The sequence below is a fragment of the Blautia obeum ATCC 29174 genome (assembly GCF_025147765.1).
In the GTDB taxonomy this organism is placed as follows: domain Bacteria; phylum Bacillota; class Clostridia; order Lachnospirales; family Lachnospiraceae; genus Blautia_A; species Blautia_A obeum.
The window spans coordinates 2300203-2322106 of the sequence record NZ_CP102265.1; the positions used below are offsets into that span (position 1 = coordinate 2300203).

Consider the following 21904-nt stretch of genomic DNA (forward strand, 5'->3'; position numbering starts at 1 on the left):
AGGAGTGAATTTTACGAGTGGATGCAAGTGACACTTACCAGCTAATTATTCTGATCATATTACTGGCGTTATCCGCATTTTTTTCATCAAATGAAACTGCTCTTATGGCAGTCAACAAAATAAGGCTGCGCGCCCTTGCCGATGAAGGCAACAAACGTGCTGCAAAGGTTCTGGACATTGTTGAGAATCATACCCCCAAAATGCTCAGCGCTATTCTGATTGGAAATAACCTTGTTAATATCACCGCCTCCTCTCTTGCCACTTCACTGGCATACAGTTTTGGCGGATACATGGTGAGTATTGCCACAGCTGCCCTTACTGTAGCCATCCTTATATTTGGTGAAATCACACCTAAGAATTATGCTACATTGAATGCAGAAAAAATCACCCTGCGCTACATTCCTATTCTTAGTTTTTTTATGATGATCATGACTCCATTTATTTTTATTATCAATATGGTGTCACGTGTATTCATGAAATTGCTTCGTGTGGATCCGGATGCTGCTAATAAGGCTATGACAGAAGAAGAACTTCGTACGATCGTAGATGTCAGCCATGAAGATGGTGTTATCGAATCTGACGAAAAGAAAATGATCTACAATGTATTCGATCTGGGAGATGCAGATGCCAAAGATATTATGGTTCCAAGAGTCAATGTATCTTTTGCGGATGTTGATTCTACTTATGATGAACTGATTGATATTTTCCGTGAGGATCGTTTTACGCGTCTTCCTGTCTATGAAAATACACAAGACAATATCGTTGGTATCATCAACATGAAGGATCTTCTTTTGTATGATTCAACCAAGCCTTTTAATATCCGTGATTATCTCCGCAAGCCACATTTTACTTATGAATACAAGGATATTTCTGAACTTCTGGTCGAAATGCGTGAATCTACTTTCAACATCGCCATTGTTCTTGATGAATATGGTGAAATGACCGGACTTATCACCCTGGAGGACATTCTCGAAGAAATCGTTGGAGAAATTCATGATGAATACGATGAAAGCGAAAATGAACTGATCAAAAAGCTTTCCGACCGTGAATATATCGTAGAAGGATCCATGAGTCTTGATGACGTAAATGATCATCTCGGCACTCATCTTGATTCTGAAGATTACGATTCTCTGGGTGGTCTCATCATTGAACATCTGGATCGTCTTCCGGTCGCAGGTGACCAGGTTATTACAGATGATCATATCCGCCTGGTAGTTGAGAAGCTGGATAAAAACCGCATTGAAAGTGTACGTGTGATTCTTCCTGAAGCAACTGAGGAAACAGAATCCGGTGATTCTGAGTCTTCAAAAGAAGCATAAAAAAGAAGTACTGTTTTGATTTCTTCAGAACAGTGCTTCCTTTTTTATTTTATCAGCATTTGTGTTTTATGCTTCTTTGCTTCATACAGTCGTTCATCTGCCCTGGACAATGTATCTTCCGTGGAAATTTTTTTATCCCTGCACATTACAAAAATACCTGCCGATACAGTCACATAATAAGCGTTTTCACGATCTCCATCCATGCTTCCTTCAGCCGCTCCAGTGAATATCCTGCATTGGCAGGACTCGTTGACGGAAGTTTCTGTGCTTTGATTCCATTCACCGGGTAAATGTATTTATCATACAATTCAAAAGCTTTTCCACCATTTGTATAAATTGCCCGGATATCTGCCGTCGCAAGAATTTCCGACAGATCATTCGGAATCACCTCATGAATACTGGCATCTGAAGAGCCTTCAATCTCACAGCTCTGAATCACATCCCATACAGCAATATGATTCGCCAGAAGCATCTCCTTCTTCTCCTCAATTGTCTGAGGCACTTCATATCCCAGAATCCCGGCAAGTACTTTCCAAAAACGGTTTTGCTTATGGCCATAAAAAAATTGCTGTTCTCTCGATTTTACAGATGGAAAACTCCCCAGTATCAGGATACGGGAATTCTTGTCATATATGGGTGCTATTGTGTGTTTTATCATAATAACCTCTTTCTCCGCTCACATTAGAACCATTTTACTGCCATTAGTAAAGTGATCTATTCCTCTCGAAGTTCTGCATTCTTATTTTGCCTACATTATAAATATCTGTGTTCTTTTAGTCAATCCGATTATGTCATGTTATATTTTTTACTTCACTTTCTGGTTCCACTCCACACCATTCGTATCTGTCCATGTATCTTTTCTGTTAAAAATAACACTGTCCATTTCTATCTTCTTTCAATTATTGCTTAATAGTTTAATATTTATTATGAAAAAGCACCCTCGAAACTGTCCAGGCTTTTCAAGAGTGCTTTTCCGGTTACTTGGTCAGCTAAAAATTAAAGAGCAATCTCACAATCCGGTTCTACCTTCTTGCAAGCCTTTAAAACATCTTTCATAACGGTTCCCGGCTCTTTTCCTTCCTCAAACTCCACAATCATCTTCTGTGTCATAAAGTTTACGGTTGCTGCTGCAGACATTATCATAATCGAAAAAGAGGTAGAACATATGACACAAATTACATTGCCACATAATCATGGCGAATCAGCTGATGAGCTGTTTTCTCTGCTTCCTGCTCCACAAGAATTTCAGACATCTGCAGAACTATTCGGATTACTCAGTGATGAAAGCAGACTGCGTATTTTTTGGATTTTATGTCACTATGAAGAATGCGTAATCAACCTGTCTTCCCTTGTTGGTATGAGCAGTCCTGCTGTATCTCATCATCTAAGACAATTAAAAACCCGACGGCTGATTGTCAGCCATCGGAGTGGAAAGGAAGTCTATTATAAACCTGCTGATACCCCACAGGTTCACACTCTGCATAGCTGCCTTGAAAGATTAATTTCCTTATCCGATTCCACAGAGCATCAAACGGAGGTATCAAATGACACGGAAACACGATAAAAATACGGAAGATATTTTGAAAGATATTCCAAATGGAAAAATCATCATAAACCGCCATAACAGTACACATGAAAACACTATTTTCAATAAGGATTTTCGCTATTGCTCCGATGGAAGGGGACTAGTAGATACTTATTCTGTTTTTCCCGGAATTGAACTTTCTTTTAATTATTACTATGCAAATTGTTTTGAATTTCAGCATAGACCTGTCCACTCTGCTATGCAGATCAATCACTGCCGAAGTGGAAGAATGGGCTGGAAAATGCAGGATCAATCCACAATATATTTGGGCCCCGGAGATTTATCTCTCCACACACTGCATTCATGTGCGGATTCTGCCATGAACCTGCCATTAGGATATTATCAAGGTGTATCCGTCTTCATTGATTTGAATGCGCTAACTGCTACACCACCAGACATTCTTTCTGAAGCAGGCATCAACGGAAATAACCTCTACGCAAAATTTTGTGAACAAGCAGGGCATACTGCTATACCAGCCAGCGAGAAAATCGAACATATTTTTTCAGAATTATATGATTTGCCAGAAAGAATGTACTTACCTTATTTCAAATTAAAAGTTCAAGAGTTGCTGTTGTTTTTAGATATGCTGGATTTAGAAAATACAAAAAGATTGAACCAGTATGTTTCTGGGCAGGTGGAAACTATCAAAGAAATTCACAGTCTGATGACATCCGACCTAAAACGCCACTATACTATTGAAGAGTTGTCAAAACAGTACCTGATGAACACCACTACTTTGAAATCCGTTTTCAAAGCAGTCTATGGAATGCCCATCGCTTCTTACATGAAAGAATACCGTATGAAGTCGACATCGAATATGCTGTTGCAGGAAGATAAATCTATTTCGGAAATTGCCGCCGCTGTGGGATATAAAAGCCAAAGTAAATTTACATCGGCTTTCCGAGATATATTTCAGATATTACCTACTGCATATCAGAAACTGTATCGTAATCAATAATTTTAATGCAAAACTGCACCCACAATATCCCTGAGTGCAGTTTTGTGTCAATCAATATTCTAATGTTTCTCCATTAAGTGGAATATCAAGAACAAGTATCCTATACAAATGCACTTTCCTCTTTTGCTTTCCGCAAATCTTTTAACACTGTTCCTATATCTCCCAAAATAGCAATCCCCTTATCTTCAATGAATTCCGGCAAAAACTGATATTCTGAATTTACGGAGATATAATATGCATCTTTCAAGCTGTTTGTCAGTTCCCAAAACGGTTCCTGTATAAACATCGGTGTCATGCGCCCTACTCCAAGTTCTATCAAGAGAATTTTTCTATCTTTGTTCTTTTGAATGTATTTTGAGATTTTCTCATATTCTTCTTCGTATTTTTTCCCTTGCAGAAAATTCCCATATCCTCTTACCCACGGAAACATTTCCGCACCACAATGAGGGCAGCGAGGAATCAGTTCATCCGGCACCATTGTCCCCTCTCCCATAGCCGCAATCATATCTGCCACAGGTTGTACGGCATCCCATGTTTCATCCTGACAACACTGGGAACACTGGAAGAAACGATGATCTCCCTGAATCTCACTGACCTTTTCTTCCGGATAAATCTTTACAAATTGTGTATCCTGATTAGTCGTTAAGATATGAAAATCCTTTCCCTGCAAAATTCTATCCAAATCCAGATATGGCTCTCTGATAGGAGCATTTTGTGTAGTATTTAAAAAGGTTGCCACATATCCCCAGTGTTCATTTCTTGTAGAAAACCGATGCATCATTCCGCTAAAAGCACCTTTGAATCCATACTTATCTGCAAATTTTCCAAAATGTTCACGAAAAGAAGGGGTATCACTATAATAAAAGTCACCACCTCCAGCCGCTGATAAACCGGATGCTCCGCCTACTATGATACACTCTGCCTCCTGCACTCTGCGAACAAATTCCTGAATCTGTTCCTCATAAGGAAGTGGTTTTTGTTTGCTCAACACTACAGCAGTACCGCCGGATGCATAGGTACTATAGTGTCTGGAATAGTTCATTTGTGTTTTCATTACCAAATTTTCGTAACAGCTCATTTTTTTCATTCTCCTATCTCACAACTGTAATATCTTTAACCACTTTACTTAGTCTATCCTTCCTTTTCTGATTTCCTTTAACGCTACCATAAGATTACCATCCACACCGATGGATTTTTCTTTGATTTCCTCTGGAATGTAAATTTCGCCCTTGTTAAATGTGATATATCTTGCCTGTGGTTCTACTGCTGCAAGATGCATCAAAGGAGCTTTAATCATCTGATTTCTCCAACCAATGCCAAATTCCAGAATTACCAGCTTCTTTCCATGTAACTTCTGAATAAATTCTTGATAGCGGGCAGCCTTTTCCTTCCAATTTTTCGTTCCTGTAAACGAGGACATCTCACCCCAATTTACTTCCATATCTCCACCGCATTTTGGGCATTTCGGCAGTAACTCTTTGGGTACTCTTCCGTTTACTTCCTCTTCTGTCATGGCGAGAACTGCTTTTTGATTAGGATAGACCTCGTCATGACATCTGTTCTTGCACCGCATCTGGGTTAGTTTCCCTTCCATTTCAAAAACACGGTCTGCCTCAAAACCTGCCGGCACAAAATGATCCTCCGCATTGGAAGTTACTACGAAATATTCTTTATCCTTTACTAGGGCATAGATGTTTTTCATAATCTCACTCGGCTCATCCTGCATAGCTTTTGCCTTAACAAGTCTGCTTACAAACGCCCACTTTTCTTCTACCTTCATTGGCACTGAAAATCCGTGTAAAACACAACGCAGTCCGTATTTTTCTCTGAAATCGCCCATATTTTCCTGAAACCATGCGTCATCAGCAAAAATATTATATCCCTCTGCGATAGACAAACCATTACTGGCTCCAATCAAAATACCATCTGCTTCTTTGATGATTTGACTTATCTCTTGATATACATTCATCTTCATCACATTTCCTTTCCCGCTATGTTTTCTTTTAAATCCCGCAGGGTTTCTGCCAAATCTCCTGCTATATAAATGCCTTTGTCTTTTATATGTTCTGGAGTTGAGGATTTCTTCTGATTCAGACAGGCATAAAACACCTTTTCATTTTTGTATGTCATTTCCCAAAATGGAAGTTTAATAATACTGGGTGTCATCTCACCAACCCCCAGCTCCAGCAGTACAACATTCTTATCTGTTCCATTCATGAGATATTTTTTTAGGAAATTCTCATATCGCCTTACACCTTCCCTCCAGTCTTTCCCCTCCAAAAATGTATCATCCCTTACCCAGGGAACCATAATTCTCCCGCACTCATTACATCTTGGCAGAAGCTCGGAAGTAACACGCAGCTCCCGGATATTTTCGTTCATCCTGCGAATCATTTCTACATTGGAATAAATTTGGTCATGGCAAGGCTGACTGCATTGAACATAGCCGCTGTTACCTTGATAATCGCAAATCCTTTCTTTCTGAAAAATCCGTTCAAACTGCATATCTATATTGGTTGTTAAAACAAATACTTCTTTTTCCGCCACAATATCACGCAGGTCATAGTATGGCTGTCCTGTAGGTGCATCCCACATACTTTGTATGTAACGTGCATAATATGCCCACTGTTGTTCCGGCGATGAATAACAGTAGTAAAAACCGTCAAAAGGAGATTTCAGTCCATACCACTCCTTGAAATCTTGTAAACATTCCTCCATATAGGGTAGCCAATGATAATGGTTATATCCCGCCGCACTGGAAAGACCAGAACCACCGCCTATTAAAACGGCATCTGCCTGACGGATTTTTTCTGCCAGAAAACTGACTTGTTCCTCCTTTTGCATACACCACCTTATCTCCTTTTTTATATCAGATTCCACACTTTTTATTTTGCTTGACTTTTATTTTTTTACTTGTTAAAATTAAATTTACATCAAGCATTAAAATCATATTATCATGTAATTTTAAAAATTGCAAGGAGAAAATACGAGGTGACAAATGAAATATTCCACAAAGCTTAGTGACACCATTCATATTCTTATATTTATTGCTCTTGGAGATGACGAACAACTCTCCAGCACAAAAATTGCAGAAAGTATCAAGACAAACCCGGCTTATGTCAGACAGCTTATGGCAACCCTGAAAAATGCAGGCATTATTGTCAACACACAAGGTCATGCGAATGCCGCTCTTGCAAAATCGGCAGATAAAATCAATATGTATGACATCTACCGAGCTGTAGAGGGCGATAAGCCGCTGCTTCACCTGGACACAGATACCAATCCGGATTGTGGAATCGGTATCAACATTCAATTCGCTATTGGGGACTTCTATCATGAAATTCAAAATATGGTAGATAAAAAAATGAAATCCATTACATTACAGGATATTATTGATCGGTATTATTTTAAAATCAGGAAAGTTAAAAACCTTTAACTAATCAAAAATAGCAAGCACTGCCTGTGTCATGACACAGGCGAAATTCCCCACACTTTCCTATCGTCTGTGTGGTTAAATTTCCATAGGGAACCTTGGGTAGTTACACCCAAAATTGAATTAAACACGAAACAGACTGTTGTAAAAACCGAACATTTTACAGCAGTTTTTTTGTACCCATTTTTAGGAAGGACGTGACTCAATGGCAAACAGAAACCGCACCAATCCGGTGCAATTTTATCTCAGCGATGATGAGCAGTACATTCTCACTACCAAATTCAATTTAATTAACCAGTAGGAAATGTTGCATGATTAATCTGCTGTTTTGGCTGCCTTGATACTTCTTAGGTTGACGGCTAGATACGCATTAGAGATGTCTCCATCCAAATGCTGTTCTAGCAAGGGATTTTTCCCTTGAACCCATCATTTATGATATATGGTGGCGCTTTTCGCCCCCAAATAGTGAAAGTGGGGGCACTTTCTGCCCCCACTCAGGAAATGTTGCTAAAATACTGTTTAGATTTATCATACATACAAAATGGAAGTTATCTATTTCTCCTCTTCGTTAAGACCTAGTTCATTACATATTACTTGCTATCCCTGATACCTTATTCTTTCTACCAGCGTTTCCTTTTTCAGATTACTGCTTAAAACGCAGGAAAGCACAATCTGCAAAAGACCGACCAGCAAAATCATAGCAAGAATTGGTGTAATTGGAACATGATAGACATTCATTCCAAATATTCCATTATGCTTTGCATAGGAAAAAAGTGCATAGCCGAGCGGCAGACCAATGATCAAAGCTACGCATATGGTGCCAACCGTAAAAATCAGTCCCTGTAACTGCAGGCATAAATTTAATTGTTTATTTGTCATACCCACAGCCTGCAATACACCATATTCCTGCTTTTTTGTCGTAATATTCATAATCATGGTGTTTGCCATATTCATAAAACCGATGAGTCCTACAACCGCCATAAACAGATAACAGCCAAGCTTCATCATGCGGGCTGCGACTTCTGCATATTGTAACTGCGCATGATAGGTATCCATTTTTATATGCGAAGTATTAGAAATCAAAGTATTCAGACTTTGTTCTACAGATGCCACATCTTTTTTATCACAGTCCACCCACAGATAGCCATAGGCTGTTCCTCTCGGATTCATGGAACGGTATACACCTTCCGGAATGACAAGATAAGTGTCCGCACTTGCAAAGGATCCTGCAATCTTTCCCTGATAGGTATAGGTTCCACTTCCATTCTCAAAGTCAAATGCAATGGATTCACCCGGAGCATATCCATCTTGTTCCATCCACGTTGACCAGCCAAAGAAAATATCACCATTCTTTACCGCCTGATCATAGTCCATAGAGCCAATATCCCCGTCCTGGCGCATAAAATCAAAATCATTTTTACTCACAATATCAGCCGGAAATCTTGTTCCGTTCAGATTTACAGAGACAATCTCTCTCGTCATGACATCTGTCACTCCTGGAATGCTTTTGATTTCTTCAATCAGCGAATCATTCAATGGATTATCCGTCAGAATCGTATCCAGATTATTCTCCGGATATTTTTCATCATACTCATCAGAATAGTCAAGCTGCAGTTCAAATTGTCCATGATTTATGTAACGACGTGCTTCATGCTCCGTGTCAATATTTCCCACATAATTAGAGATAATCACAAACAATGCGCAGGAAAGCCCCAGTGTGAGGATAGTACCAATAGTTCTTTTTGGATTACCCGTTATATTTGCCATTGCCATAGAAAACACGGTAACATTTTTTCTGCCATTTCGTTTTCCTTTTTTTTGTGTTTCTGCATTTTCTAAATACCGTGTTGCCTCGATAGGTGAAATCCGTGAAACAATTTTCATTGGTTTACGCAGTGCCAAAGCAACGGTAAGAAATGACACGAAAATACAGAGAAGCATAACAGGCAGGGAAAACAGAGGCACCTGCTGATTTTGGACTCCCATAGAGCCAGTTCCGGTTGATACAAGGTTTCCCTGTTCTACCAGCCAGTTAAAACCGCATTTTGCAATCAGAAAACCAAGAAGCAATCCAACTGGTATTGAAGAAATTGTCAAAAACATACCCTCTCTGAAGATCAGTTGTTTCATCTGCTTTTTTGTCGCTCCCAGAGCCTTGATTTTTCCATACTCCTGTATCTTGTTGGCAATACCGACCTGAAAAATATTATAAATGACCACAACAGAGAAAAGTACAATTGCAAGAATCAAAACTTCGCATACCGCAATCGTTTCATAACTCGGCTGCAAGACCCATTGCAAATAGAGATCATTGACTATAACGTTTTTTTCTTCGATCCCACAAGCTGCTGCAATCTGCTTTATAACCGAATCAATATTATTCATAGATACATTTGCAGAATCATTTAAAGTAAAATAAATATTATACTGTCTGTCATTCTCTGCGACGTGCTCATCATAAAACTCCTGTGACCCGAAAGCAACATAAGATGCCTCGATGGTATACTCATCCCGATCATATAGGATTCCGCTGACAACAAATTCTTCCGGCTTATATTCTGACTGCATCCCTGCGCGGTAATCCAGTGTAACCGTATCTCCGATCTTTACATCACCATACCCCATTGCACGAAAAAATGCTCTTCCTGCGGCAATTTCCTGCATTTTTTCCGGATACTTTCCTTCCTTCAACTCATATTCTTTATTATAAGGAAGCATTTTTCTTGCAGTCTCATCCATGCAGACAAACCCGCCCTTTTCATTGCCTTTTATGATACCTTCGGTGCACATAGTGCCTGTAGCATCTATTTCCGCACGGCGGTTTACTTCTTTTAACTGCAATCCGTCTGCGGCGATAAACAGGCCGTAGTTGCTTCCGTATGAGCTTGCCGCCTGACTTTTCTGTAAATGAATTACCCCATTTCCCACAGTACTGATGATAACAAGCAGCATCGTGGTCAGACAGATTGCCATCATGATCAGTATACTTCTTGTCCTGTTCCTTTTGTCATTGCTATATGCAATCCTGCTTATTGTCTTCATCTGAAATCCACCACCTGTCCGTCCTCAATCACCAGAATACGGTCAGCGACCTGTGCAATTTCGTCATCATGGGTAATCATTACAATTGTCTGTCCATATTTTTTTGCTGTCATCTTAAGCAGAGCGATTACCTCATCACTGGTCTTAGAATCAAGATTTCCTGTCGGCTCATCTGCAAATATAATTTCCGGACGATTCACCAGTGCTCTTGCAATTGCTACTCTCTGCTGCTGTCCTCCGGATAACTGATTTGGCAGATTATAAATCCGGTTTTCAATCCCCAGAGTTGCAATAATATCATTTACATATGCTTCATCCACTTTTCTTCCATCCAGCCCCAGTGGCAGAACAATATTTTCCCAGACATTAACAGATGAAACCAGATTAAATGCCTGAAAAACAAATCCAATTTTTCTTCTGCGGAAAACAGCAAGGGCATCTTCCTTCATCCTGTATAAATCTTTCCCTGCTAAAGTAACACTGCCTTTTGTCGGGGTGTCTAGCCCTCCAAGCATATGAAGTAATGTACTTTTACCGGAACCTGACTTTCCAACAATTGCGACAAATTCTCCCTGCTCAATCTGAATGTCCACCTGATTGACCGCTTTGACCTGATTCTCACCTGCGCCATAAAACTTACAAAGCTGCTTGGTTTCTAATATCACACTCATGTGTTGCCTCCTTTTCAATTCTGTAAAGCGTACCTTTTCAGCACGCTTTCTTTGCCTGTTTATATATTTGGTCATTTTTCAACCTACATCCAAATTGTATCAGGACAATCTTTCATTTCACTTTCAAAAAACGAGCAGAAATCTTACAGAATTGTAAGATTTCTGCTCACTTAAAATTTAACCAACATATGGTAATTGAATCACAAACGTGCTTCCTTTTTTCTTTTTGCCGGAGGTTACCGTAATCGTACCTGCATGTTTTTCGATAATTTCTCTCGATAGAAAAAGTCCGATTCCTGTACCACTATTTTCCATGACCTCCTTGGAACTTCCTCTGTAAAATCGTTGAAAAATTTTGTGATACTCATTCTGCGGAATACCAATTCCCTGATCCTCAATTTCCATTCTTACAAGATAGTTTCTTTTTTGTAACCGGATAAATATTTTTGAACCACACGGACTGTACTTGACCGCATTATCCAGAACGTTGATCACAGCTTCACCAAGCCACCTTTTATCCTGCATAATCGTGCATGTTTCCGGCTCTTTTTCATAGCCAAAAACGAATTCAATTTCTTTCTCATCCGCTTTAGGATAAGTGCGGTTCACAGCAGATATGACAGTATCCATAAGCGGAAGTTTTTTCTTATTAATCTGAATCAGTCCAGTTTCCATCTTGGATATTTCAAGAAGCGATTGCAATAATGTCTCCAGTCCATCCAGAGCACTCCGACAACGGATACGAAACTCCTCCTGTTCTGTGGCACTTAAGTCATTCTGCATCAGCACACTAAAACATGTATCCAAAGCTGCAACCGGTGTCTTTAACTGGTGAGAAATATCAGAAACCATTTCTTTCGTGTTCTCCTTTTCTGCCCTTGCTTCTTCCTTTATCAACTGAATATGATGTCCGATTGCTTCAAGCTGGTCATTCAATTTTTCCAGTTCTGCATGATTTTCCGTTTTCAGTAAATCATCAAATTTATTTTCACGGAATCTGATCAGAATTTCTTCCAACTGGTCTAAAATTTTCTGATGACACGCATCTTCTTTTTTCTTCCAATAAAGTAAAAAAGTCAAAAAAAGCACGCATATCACAGTGCTTACAGCGCCGGTCACCATAACCTGATGCCGGAATTGCGAATAAAATGCATTCCCTTTATTCCCCCAGTATCCATATTGCTCCAATAATCGCCTTCCCTGTTCGTTAGTTTCAATATCCTTATCCTTAAGCAATTCCGAAACAGCATCCAGCCCGGAAAATTCTTCCTTTGCAACAATCTCTGTCATAAGATTCATTTTATATTTATAATCTTCATAAAACACATACGTGGTAAAACAATTTAATATTGCAAACAATAATATGACAGGTAATACCAAGGAGAGCACTACTGTAATCTTCTTGCGATATCCCTTTGTCACTGCCTTACCTCCTGATTCCATATATACCCAAGACCTCTGATATTCTTTATATAGACCGGTGCAGCCGGATTGTCTTCGATTTTCTCACGGAGTCTTCTGATATTGACAGCGATTGTATTTTCATCCACAAAATCCCCTTCCAGATCAAACACATTTTCCAATATTTGTGTTTTTGAAAGAATCTGTTTCGGATTCTGAAGAAAAAAAGTCAGCATTTTCAACTCCGTTTTTGTCAGACTGATTTCACGACTCTTTATCAGGACTTTCATTTCTCCTGCGATAAATACGATATCTCCCGAAATCATCTTTCCTGCTTCCGTTTTCTCCTGTCTGCGGCGGAAATGTGCTTCTATTTTCAAAAGAAGTACCGAAAGACTAAACGGCTTTGTAATATAATCATCTGCCCCTGCTTCATATCCCATGACCTGATCCATCTCCTGATCTAGTGCTGTAAGACAAATAATGTATGTATTATAATTGCATCTCATCCACCTTACAAATTCCAGTCCATTCCCATCCGGAAGATTCACATCACAAATGGTAACATCCACATTATTATCACTTGCAATTCTTTTCGCTTTTTTCATTGATTCTGCTGAAAAAACCTCATATCCGGATTTTTTCAGTGAGAATGTAATTCCACGATTTAAATTTTCATCATCTTCAACCACAAGTATACCTGGCATAGCATATGCACCTCTCTTTATTAACTATATATATTTAATATCAGAGTACTGCTTCTTCAATTCTCTCATCGTTTGTATCTCCAAAAGATAAAACAATGGAACTATCGTCAGCACTGTTATCCTCTGAAAGGAGTCGTCAAATATGCTTTTGCTTTTTCAATGCCGGAAGTGTGGCAAGTTCTTCTGTCGGAGTAAGCATTATACAGCGTCTGTTTCCAATATATGCTGTGTGAAAATCATAACTCCCTGCAATATAAACAGGCAAAGAATCCTGATGATTCCCTGCTTCATATTTTATAGAAATTCCGAATACGCTTGTAAGGATATTTCTTATTCCCCTTTTAACTTAATTTCTTTCATTTTAACATACTTCCATATAATGTACAAATTGATTTCATAATTGTATGCTATGAAATATCAGCAGCGTAAGAATAATTTTTTTGATATGTTTTCCATAAATTTTCCATAACAGAACTTATTTCTATTTCATCAAATATTTCTCTTCTATCCCCAGAGTTTATCTGCTCCAATGTTCCACGTTTTCTTGCAGTTGCCACAAGTGCATTCCATAAAACTTGCTTTTTGAGTTGTTTTCCATGCAACTTTTGTAAAATATAAATATCATAAAAATCTCTCATTCGTGTATTTGTAACGTTTCGACTAATAACAGTTTCCAGTTTTTCAGCCAATACCGTTTCCAGATTATATGCCCATACCTCGATTGTGCGATTTTCAAGCATAAGATTAAAGTTGTACTTGATTTCTCTTGGTGTAATGATATCTCCTGTAGAAATATCAATCTTTAATGGTGTGATTACTCCATCAAATTTTGTTTCCATGCTTACACGAACACCCGGATAATCTGCTTCTTCCATGATTTCTGATATCCGTTTGATCCGAAACAAGACACCATCGTTCAGAGGGATTGATATAATTTTGGATATAATCATCTCTACATCCTCCACACTGACATTAGTGCCTTTTATGGTAGCATCCAGATCCATAGTAGCTCTGGCATCCAGACCGACCATTGCCGCCACCAGCATCCCACCTTTTAATATAAACTGATTTTTATACTCTGATAAAGAAATTCGTTCTAAAAAACGTTCCATCATATAATTCCGCATCAAAATCTGTGCATCTGCGGATTTTTTCTTTGACAGATTACGAACCAAATCCTTTAATTGTCTTGCCGTTGTTATCATCTAAAGTAACACCTCCAAATATGGTCTTAGTATCTTTTCAACATGGAACATAGCTGCGTATTTCATAAGCATTCGTAAGTTTTTATCCTTACGTTTCGCATATTGCTTTAATGCATCTTGGAATACCTGCATTTCAATATTTTTCCTGCTGCGAAGCAGATCGCAAATCGTTCTCTCCATATCATAAACCGGAACTGAATGTCCAAATGATGTCAGCATAGTTGTGATCCCTATTTCATGTAAATCCTTTTTTACTGTATACACTTGAAAACCGTCTTCCTGCAAACGGCTTGGATTATATCCATTTCTTACTGTTATGGTGTATTTCAAAGGCTCTCTGTCCGTTAAATCATGAAAAAACAATGCAGTTTCGTGAGAAAATACAGCTTGACCACAACGCAAATGCAAAAGGAACATCGCATCTGTCCACGTATCAGGTGATACATACACACCATGAGAAGCTTGCTCTAATCCTCGTTCCTTCACATAGGCATAAAACACAGACTTACTAATTCCATTATTTAGGACTTGAAATGTCTGAATTGTCCCTCCACATTCACGCAATAACAAATCTAATTTTTCAAATTGAGTCATATAGATTCTCCTTTCATGCTAATATGATAATATATATTAGTATGAAAGTAAATATAAATAATGCCAATGAACAAATTAGATTTTAAAAATATCCCCGTTCTATCATCCAGCCTTTCACATAACATCGAATTCCAATATAAATAACATGTGATAGTAATAGGAATACCATGAGATTTATCGGAATAGCATTTTTAATCCATTCTCCAAAGTAAATTACAATAGCTGCACTCGTTATCGCCACTATGATACTGAGGATATCCCAGCAATATTTCCGGTAGATTTTTCCAACCTGATAGCCAATCCCAACTATCAGTAATCCGGTTATTATAAATAAAATTCCCATAACAATAGCTACGATCAGCCAGTACATAAGCCCGGAAAGGATACGGTTAGGTATTCCGCTGCTTAACTGTCCGAAAGAATCTGCACCTATGACAAACTCCCGAAACAAGCTTCCCATTCCTTTTCCTAACACACCGAAAAAGGTGATACAGTCGTTAAGGAAAACTGGCGAAAGAATAGCCGTAAACAGGGTTATTGTTATACTGTACCATGCCAGTAGGAACAGGATACTTTCATAACCAGTTGTCATATTTTTAAATTTCTTTTCCAGCTGACTTTTGCGGTTATCGCATTTTTCTTTTGCTTTCTGGTAAGCAGTGCGGTCACATTTTTCACATTTCTCATAAGGCACTTTTTTCTCAACAGCTATCATTAATTCTTTTATCATGGTAGAAAAAATCGGAAACGGAAAAATATATGACACCCGTTTATCAAATGGTCCCATTGAATCATTAAACAGAAAAATCAAAGATTTAAAACGCTTAGGGCGTGGTTTCCGCAATTTTGAGCACTTTAGGAACAGATTTCTTTATGCAACAAGGGCTCTGCCTGTCTTAAACGGTGTTTCTGATTATAACCCTGTATCTTATCTTGAAAACGACGAATTTTAGGAGGAAAATTTCATGGAAAACTATTGCGCATTCAGTAAAAATCATAAATGCCTCAACTGGACTGATTATGAACTCACAAGATATGAACTAGAAGAAGCCGGCTCTTTATGCCAGGCAAACTGGATTGAAATTGAACGAAAAAATGAATACATTCAATTACTACAGGCATTACTTAACGATCACGGTATCCCATATCCCGTCGAATAATAACGTTCTTACATTAAAGGGGTCTGGCTTCCGCCAGACCCTCATTTTCGCCCCTCAAGTTTGCCCCTCATAAAAGACCCTCACAAAGAACCCTCAACAACTATGCTTGTTTTTATAGTGAAATCCTCACGAAAGCCCCTCAACAAGTTTGGCAAACCCTCAAGAACTTTGATTATCCTCTATTAACCGCTAAAGCGACAGATTTCTTCTCAGCCGTATATTTATTTTGAATTTTTCTTTCCTTTTCTGACTTTGATCCTGCGGATCATCCTTCGGATCAGAAATACCACAAGCACAATGATCACTATAAAGATCAGACAAATACCTGTGATCATTGCCGAAAACTTATTCGGCTGCTTCACCAGATCAATGATATTTCTGCTGTCCTCCACAACCTTACGTCCATGTGTCGTCTCATAATATTCCGGCACATTGGCAATTCCGTCGCCATCTGTATCCTCAAAGGACTGCATATATCTTGCGATCGCATCCCAGGCCTTTAATTCCCTGTCACCCTCCATGATCGCCTGATCTTCCAGATTTTCAATGGGATTCCCATCCCTGTCCTTCGGTTCAAGAGACAGCAGTCCATAGGACATTTACGTCACAGAACCAAGCATCTGGCCGGTATACAGGTCTGTCACAACATGATACAGTTTGTCATTCTGGATCTCGATCCACTCTCCGTCTGCCCTGGTGAGATAACAATCTGTCACCTTATTCAGAATCATCCGATGTGGATTATATGCAAAATTCAATCCACTGCAATATAACCTTGCCGTTGTCATAAAATCCGATACAGAAGCGTCCACCTCCGCTGCCAGCTTCAGCTCCTTTCCGGTCAGGTATGCACTGATCAGCGGATATCCGGCAACACCGTCCTTTCCGATCCCCAGTGAAAAGGAATTAAAAACATCCTCTACTGTGATATCGCCCTTTGTGTATGTATCCCGCACGGTTCCGCTTGGAACAACGGCTACATCAACCGGATCACCATCATAATACTCGGAATTCTCCACTGCATATATGTATGCATCGGATATGATATCACCAAGATTCAACTCTTCGTGCATCGTACCCATTTCTTCCAGACTGTTGAATTCAACATCATTTTCAGCAAGAACCTCTTCTCTTGTATAGCCAAAATCAGCAAGATAATTCTTATCCACCGTATCCATCAGGGCATCGATCTGTTTTGTCTCGGCTGCTTCCACCGGAACATTCCATGTAAAGGGAAGCAGTAATGTGGCAACAAGCATGATTACCAGAAGCCTTGCTGAAATTTTCTTTCGTGTTTTCATAGCCCTCTCCTTTTGTGTATAGTTTTCTTATGCCTTTTTACAAAACCATCAATAATGTTCCCATACCAATCAAAATACATCCGATCAGCGATTTTGCTGTAAATTTCTCGTGTAAAAAAATAAATGCCAGTACCAGCGTGATCACAACGCTCAGCTTGTCTATCGGCACAACCCTAGATGCATCTCCTATCTGCAGAGCACGATAATAACATAACCATGAGGCACCTGTTGCCAAACCTGAAAGTATCAGAAACAGCCAGCTTTTTTTACTGATCGCAGTGATTCCACCTTGTGTATTTGTGAGGAAAACCATTCCCCATGCCATGACAAGCACCACCATCGTTCGAATCGCTGTTGCAAGATTCGAATTAACACCGGTAATACCTACCTTGGCCAGTATGGAGGTCAGCGCCGCAAATACAGCAGACAGCAAGGCAAACACAAACCACATAGTAACTCCCCCCTTAAATATAAGTTTTTTCTTAACTATCCCAATACAAGTCCATCATATCATTACCCTTCTGGTATGTCACTATTTACAATTTCCTCCACCGTATATTCCTCTATTTCTGTCTTTGTCACCTGTTTAATATGCTTTTTTTTCAGGCGCAGATATACGAATTCCCGAAAAATAGTATAGAACACGGAAAGCAGCGGAATAAAAACAAGCATACCCACAATTCCCATAAGGTTTCCACCGATCGTAACTGCTGCAAGAACCCAGATTGACGGGAGCCCTACAGATTCACCCACAACATGAGGATAAATCAGATTTCCCTCGATCTGCTGCAGCACCAGAAATACTATAATAAATAAAATTGCCTGTTTCGGATTTACCATAAAGATCAAAAAACTTCCCACTGCACATCCGATAAAGGCCCCGAAAATCGGAATCAATGCAGTAAACGCAATCAAAACTCCGATCAAAAGTGCATATGGCATCCCCAAAATACTCAGTATCACCACAAACATGCATCCGAGGATCACAGCTTCCAGACACTGACCTGCAAGAAAATTCGCAAATGTCCGATAAGTCAGAGAACAAATTTTAAGAAAAGCATCTGCCTTTTTCTTTGGAAGAAAGGCAAAAACTACTTTTCGGATCTGCACATGCAGTTTTTCTTTCTGAAAAAGAACATAGCAGGCAAACGAAAAAGCAATAAAAAAGGTCGCTAATCCACTGACTATGGAACCAACTGCCGACATTGTGGTATTCATCATATTTCCTGCACCATTTCCAAGAAGACTTATCCCCCACTTGATCGCCTGGTCCGGATTAAACTGTACCTGATCTACCAGCTTCATGATTTCCTGGTTATTATGAGAGAATTCCCGGATCCAGCTTTGCATCTGCGGAATAAAATCTACAATGCTCATCATCAGGGTTCCCATTGTCCGCGTAAGCTGCGGAATCACCCCGAACATCACCAGTACGATTACACCAACCGCCAATATGATTGTAAGGAGCAGACTTATCGGTCTTGCCAGTTTTACGACTATCTTATTTTCTTTTTTTACTCTTCCGAAAATTTTCTTTTCCAAAAAGCTCATTGGCACGTTGGTCACAAATGCGATTGCTCCGCCAAGTACAAAGGGAAACAGGATCCCCCATATTGCTTTCAGCACATCGAGCACCACATCAAATTTCCACAGGACAACCACAAGAAATGCTGTAAACACAATAAGTTCCCTGATTTTTTTTATAGCAATTTTGCTTAAATCCACTATCTTTCTCCTCTTTTTCTTAATTTCATACGTATCCATTTAAGCAGCTGAATGATTGGAAGACTTGCAAAAGCATATAAATATACACATCCAAGCTGCATCAGATTCAAAGTTTCCACTTTAAATAAGTTATGGAAACCAGGAACCGTCAGTACTGTTGTAATGAGTACTGTACCTAACACAAATGCTCCCTGAAGCCACTTGTTATGAAAGAGACCTTTTGTAAAAATGACCGGATGATCTGATTTGCAATTATATCCATGAAACAAACGTGCCAGACAAAGAGTTCCAAAAGCATACGTGCTTCCAAGCAATGTACCATTCTGGTTGTATCCTGTCAAAAAACTGATCATTGTCATTGCTCCAATTACCAAACCTTCCAGACCGATTTTGCTAAGAAAATCTTTTGTCAATATCGACTCATCTGCTAATCTCGGTTTTTCACTCATCACTTCACTTCTGTCCGGCTCTAAGCCTAACGCAATTGCCGGTAAGCTATCCGTCAAAAGATTAATGAAGAGTAAATGTACTGGTGCAAATGGCACCGGAAGTCCTGCAACCGATGAACAAAGAACGGTTAAAATTGCTCCAAAATTTCCTGACAAAAGAAACTGTATCGCATACTTGATATTCTGATATAAGTTTCGCCCATTTTCCACTGCTTTTACGATTGTTGCAAAGTTATCATCTGTAAGTACCATCGCTGCTGCATCTTTCGCAACTTCCGTTCCGGTCATTCCCATCGCAACGCCAATATCTGCCTGCTTTAATGCTGGTGCATCATTGACACCGTCTCCTGTCATTGCCACAATCATTCCTCTTTCCTGCCAGGCCCGAACAATGCGGATTTTATGTTCCGGTGACACTCTTGCATACACAGAAATATTTGGGACAAATTCTTTGAGTTCCTCGTCACTCATATTTTCTATATCCGCACCTTCACAGGCTTCCGACAAATCATGTAATATACCAACTCTCTTTGCGATTGCTGCTGCTGTGATTTTATGATCTCCTGTGATCATAACCGGTCGAATTCCCGCTTTTATACATTCCGCAACCGCAGCTTTTGATTCTTCTCTCGGAGGATCCATCATCGCAATCAGACCAAGAAATACTAAGTGATCCTCATCTTGTGACGTTAATGTGTGATTCTTAGGAATTTCACGATAGGTAAAAGCCAGTACTCTTAAACCTTCCATCGAGAATTTCTGATTTTGACGTTGTATTTTTTCTTTATCTTCCTCAGTAATTTTTCGAATTCCCTCTTTCGTCCAGATTTGCTCTGTACGTTCCAGGAGCTTGTCGACTGCACCTTTTACAATCATTTGATTTTTACCATCTATCAGGTGAAGTGTTGACATCATCTTTCGATCACTGTCAAATGGCAGTTCTCCATTTCTTGGATAAAGCTTTCTTATGCTTGCTGCCTCTACTCCATATCGACTTCCAAGATTAATCAATGCTGTTTCTGTTGGGTCTCCAATTTCTACTCCATTTTCATTTGTCGAATCATTACATAGAATACTATAATTTAAAAGACATTTTTGTGCCTGATCTGATATATCAATTGCCTCTGCTGAAATTCTTTTTCCATCTATATAATAATCTTCAACTGTCATTTTATTCTGTGTGAGCGTTCCTGTCTTATCAGAACAAATAATAGAAACACTTCCAAGCCCTTCTACCGCCTGTAGTTTACGAATGATTGCATGCTCTTTTGCCATCTTCTGTGTTCCGAAAGAAAGTACAATTGTCACGATAGAACTTAACGCTTCAGGAATTGCTGCCACTGCAAGTGCTACTGCAAACATAAATGCACTGCTGATCTTTTCACCGCGGAACACATTTATTGCAAATAAGAGTCCGCAAAATATCAGAATCATAATGGAAAGCTTCTTTCCAAAGACTTCCAAACTCACCTGGAGTGGTGTCTGTTTTTCCGAAGTTGACTTCAAAAGTCCTGCAATCTTTCCAACTTCTGTCTGCATTCCTATATCCGTTACAATAGCTTTCCCACGCCCATACGTTACAAAACTACTGGAAAACAGCATATTTGCCCGATCACCAAGTGGCGCTTCCGTCAATATTGTATCCATGTTTTTCTCAACTGCAAGACTCTCTCCTGTAAGAGCACTCTCATCAATCTTAAGACTTGCATTTTCAATCAGTCTTCCATCAGCCGGAATCATATCTCCTGCTTCAAGCAGTATCACATCTCCAACAACCAGTTCTCTTGCCGGAATCTGGACGATTGTACCATCACGCAATACCTTTGCCTCCGGGCCAGAAAGATTCTTTAAACTCTGCAGAGATTGTTCTGCTTTTACCGTCTGTATTGTTCCCAAGATTGCATTGATCGTAATAACCGTCACGATAACTGCCGCACTTTCCACATCTCCAAGCATACCAGATATGATTGCTGATGCAATTAGAATCAATACAAGAAAATCCTTATACTGTTCAAAGAAAATCTGCAGGATGCCTTTCTTCTTTCCTTCTGTAAGTTCATTCCACCCACATTTTTCTCTGGATCTTTTCACCTGTTCACTCGTAAGCCCAGATTTCTTCCCATTCACCCTTTCAAGAACCTCTTCTACCGTCTGCTGATAAATTTCCTTCATCACTTTCGCCTCCTTGTTTCTAAGTATTTACTACCTGGATTTCTCATTCAATGAAAGACCTCTTTGATAAAAAAACATAAAAAAAGGAGACCTTCATTGCATAATAAAAATGCAATAAAAGTCTCACCATTTCCTTATGATACCGGATGCTTCCACCGTACTGACGACATCACAAACGCAAA

21 protein-coding genes and 2 pseudogenes are annotated in these 21904 nt (G+C 39.3%); 6 read left to right on the plus strand and 17 right to left on the minus strand.

The window, feature by feature from the left end:
- Nucleotides 1-17 precede the first annotated feature (17 nt).
- A complete protein-coding gene (locus tag NQ503_RS11130; protein WP_070100232.1) occupies nt 18-1319 on the plus strand; it encodes an HlyC/CorC family transporter in 1302 nt (433 codons plus the stop codon).
- A 44-nt stretch (nt 1320-1363) separates the two neighbouring features.
- Here the strand turns inward: NQ503_RS11130 and NQ503_RS11135 are convergent, their stop codons facing one another.
- The 3 genes and pseudogenes from NQ503_RS11135 to NQ503_RS17760 all read right to left on the minus strand — a co-directional run.
- Complete coding sequence (locus NQ503_RS11135) at nt 1364-1522, minus strand: diguanylate cyclase domain-containing protein (protein ID WP_117638637.1); 159 nt, start codon at nt 1520-1522, stop codon at nt 1364-1366.
- A complete protein-coding gene (locus NQ503_RS11140) occupies nt 1489-1977 on the minus strand; it encodes a DNA-deoxyinosine glycosylase (protein ID WP_005427530.1) in 489 nt (162 codons plus the stop codon). Before NQ503_RS11140 ends, NQ503_RS11135 begins: the two co-directional genes overlap by 34 nt.
- 338 nt (nt 1978-2315) lie before the next feature.
- Nucleotides 2316-2450: pseudogene (locus NQ503_RS17760) on the minus strand (heavy-metal-associated domain-containing protein); the annotation flags it as partial.
- 34 nt (nt 2451-2484) lie between these two features.
- Between NQ503_RS17760 and NQ503_RS11150 the strand changes: the two are divergent.
- A complete protein-coding gene (locus NQ503_RS11150; RefSeq protein ID WP_005427521.1) occupies nt 2485-2883 on the plus strand; it encodes an ArsR/SmtB family transcription factor in 399 nt (132 codons plus the stop codon).
- Entirely contained in the window at nt 2864-3862 is a 999-nt protein-coding gene (locus tag NQ503_RS11155) for a helix-turn-helix domain-containing protein (RefSeq protein WP_005427519.1), read from the plus strand. The genes NQ503_RS11150 and NQ503_RS11155 overlap by 20 nt, the downstream gene beginning before the upstream one ends.
- A 100-nt stretch (nt 3863-3962) precedes the next feature.
- On the opposite strand, the gene NQ503_RS11160 is transcribed toward NQ503_RS11155, so the two are convergent.
- Genes NQ503_RS11160 through NQ503_RS11170 form a run of 3 tightly spaced genes read right to left on the minus strand, consistent with a single transcriptional unit; the run spans nt 3963 to nt 6706 of the window.
- Complete coding sequence (locus tag NQ503_RS11160; protein ID WP_233435774.1) at nt 3963-4940, minus strand: SIR2 family NAD-dependent protein deacylase; 978 nt, start codon at nt 4938-4940, stop codon at nt 3963-3965.
- Nucleotides 4941-4988: 48 nt separating this feature from the next.
- Entirely contained in the window at nt 4989-5831 is an 843-nt protein-coding gene (locus tag NQ503_RS11165; protein WP_233435773.1) for an SIR2 family NAD-dependent protein deacylase, read from the minus strand.
- A gap of 5 nt (nt 5832-5836) precedes the next feature.
- Nucleotides 5837-6706, minus strand: a complete 870-nt coding sequence (locus tag NQ503_RS11170) for an SIR2 family NAD-dependent protein deacylase (protein WP_005427514.1) — start codon at nt 6704-6706, stop codon at nt 5837-5839.
- A 154-nt stretch (nt 6707-6860) separates the two neighbouring features.
- Between NQ503_RS11170 and NQ503_RS11175 the strand changes: the two genes are divergently transcribed.
- Nucleotides 6861-7298, plus strand: a complete 438-nt coding sequence (locus tag NQ503_RS11175; RefSeq protein WP_005427505.1) for an Rrf2 family transcriptional regulator — start codon at nt 6861-6863, stop codon at nt 7296-7298.
- Between the two features lie 594 nt (nt 7299-7892).
- Here the strand turns inward: NQ503_RS11175 and NQ503_RS11180 are convergent.
- The 7 genes from NQ503_RS11180 to NQ503_RS11210 form a co-directional block, all read right to left on the minus strand.
- Entirely contained in the window at nt 7893-10337 is a 2445-nt protein-coding gene (locus NQ503_RS11180; protein WP_005427504.1) for an ABC transporter permease, read from the minus strand.
- The gene (locus NQ503_RS11185) at nt 10334-11008 is read right to left on the minus strand and encodes an ABC transporter ATP-binding protein (RefSeq protein ID WP_006426335.1); all 675 of its coding nucleotides are present in this window, start codon (nt 11006-11008) and stop codon (nt 10334-10336) included. Before NQ503_RS11185 ends, NQ503_RS11180 begins: the two co-directional genes overlap by 4 nt.
- A 177-nt stretch (nt 11009-11185) precedes the next feature.
- Complete coding sequence (locus NQ503_RS11190; protein ID WP_005427502.1) at nt 11186-12451, minus strand: sensor histidine kinase; 1266 nt, start codon at nt 12449-12451, stop codon at nt 11186-11188.
- A complete protein-coding gene (locus tag NQ503_RS11195) occupies nt 12427-13116 on the minus strand; it encodes a response regulator transcription factor (RefSeq protein ID WP_005427500.1) in 690 nt (229 codons plus the stop codon). The genes NQ503_RS11190 and NQ503_RS11195 overlap by 25 nt, the downstream gene beginning before the upstream one ends.
- A 407-nt stretch (nt 13117-13523) precedes the next feature.
- Entirely contained in the window at nt 13524-14321 is a 798-nt protein-coding gene (locus NQ503_RS11200) for a nucleotidyl transferase AbiEii/AbiGii toxin family protein (RefSeq protein WP_005427497.1), read from the minus strand.
- Nucleotides 14322-14915: a type IV toxin-antitoxin system AbiEi family antitoxin domain-containing protein gene (locus NQ503_RS11205; RefSeq protein WP_005427496.1), complete on the minus strand. Its 594-nt coding sequence runs from the start codon at nt 14913-14915 to the stop codon at nt 14322-14324.
- An 82-nt stretch (nt 14916-14997) separates the two neighbouring features.
- Nucleotides 14998-15645 (minus strand): DUF6040 family protein, encoded by a 648-nt coding sequence (locus NQ503_RS11210; protein ID WP_005427495.1) that lies wholly within the window; start codon nt 15643-15645, stop codon nt 14998-15000.
- On the opposite strand from NQ503_RS11210, the gene NQ503_RS11215 reads away from it, so the two are divergent.
- Nucleotides 15644-15868: a transposase gene (locus tag NQ503_RS11215; protein ID WP_005427494.1), complete on the plus strand. Its 225-nt coding sequence runs from the start codon at nt 15644-15646 to the stop codon at nt 15866-15868. The two genes, NQ503_RS11210 and NQ503_RS11215, sit on opposite strands and share 2 nt — an antisense overlap.
- A gap of 12 nt (nt 15869-15880) precedes the next feature.
- Complete coding sequence (locus NQ503_RS11220) at nt 15881-16075, plus strand: mobility-associated LCxxNW protein (protein WP_005427493.1); 195 nt, start codon at nt 15881-15883, stop codon at nt 16073-16075.
- A 221-nt stretch (nt 16076-16296) separates the two neighbouring features.
- Here the strand turns inward: NQ503_RS11220 and NQ503_RS17765 are convergent.
- From NQ503_RS17765 to NQ503_RS11240, 4 genes and pseudogenes are all read right to left on the minus strand, one after another.
- Nucleotides 16297-17271 (minus strand): annotated as a pseudogene (locus tag NQ503_RS17765) (5'-nucleotidase C-terminal domain-containing protein); the annotation flags it as partial.
- Nucleotides 17272-17413: 142 nt separating this feature from the next.
- Nucleotides 17414-17827 (minus strand): EamA family transporter, encoded by a 414-nt coding sequence (locus NQ503_RS11230; RefSeq protein WP_005427490.1) that lies wholly within the window; start codon nt 17825-17827, stop codon nt 17414-17416.
- A 62-nt stretch (nt 17828-17889) separates the two neighbouring features.
- Nucleotides 17890-19101 (minus strand): AI-2E family transporter, encoded by a 1212-nt coding sequence (locus NQ503_RS11235; protein WP_243007180.1) that lies wholly within the window; start codon nt 19099-19101, stop codon nt 17890-17892.
- Entirely contained in the window at nt 19101-21722 is a 2622-nt protein-coding gene (locus NQ503_RS11240; protein ID WP_005427485.1) for a cation-translocating P-type ATPase, read from the minus strand. Before NQ503_RS11240 ends, NQ503_RS11235 begins: the two co-directional genes overlap by 1 nt.
- Between the last annotated feature and the right edge of the window lie 182 nt (nt 21723-21904).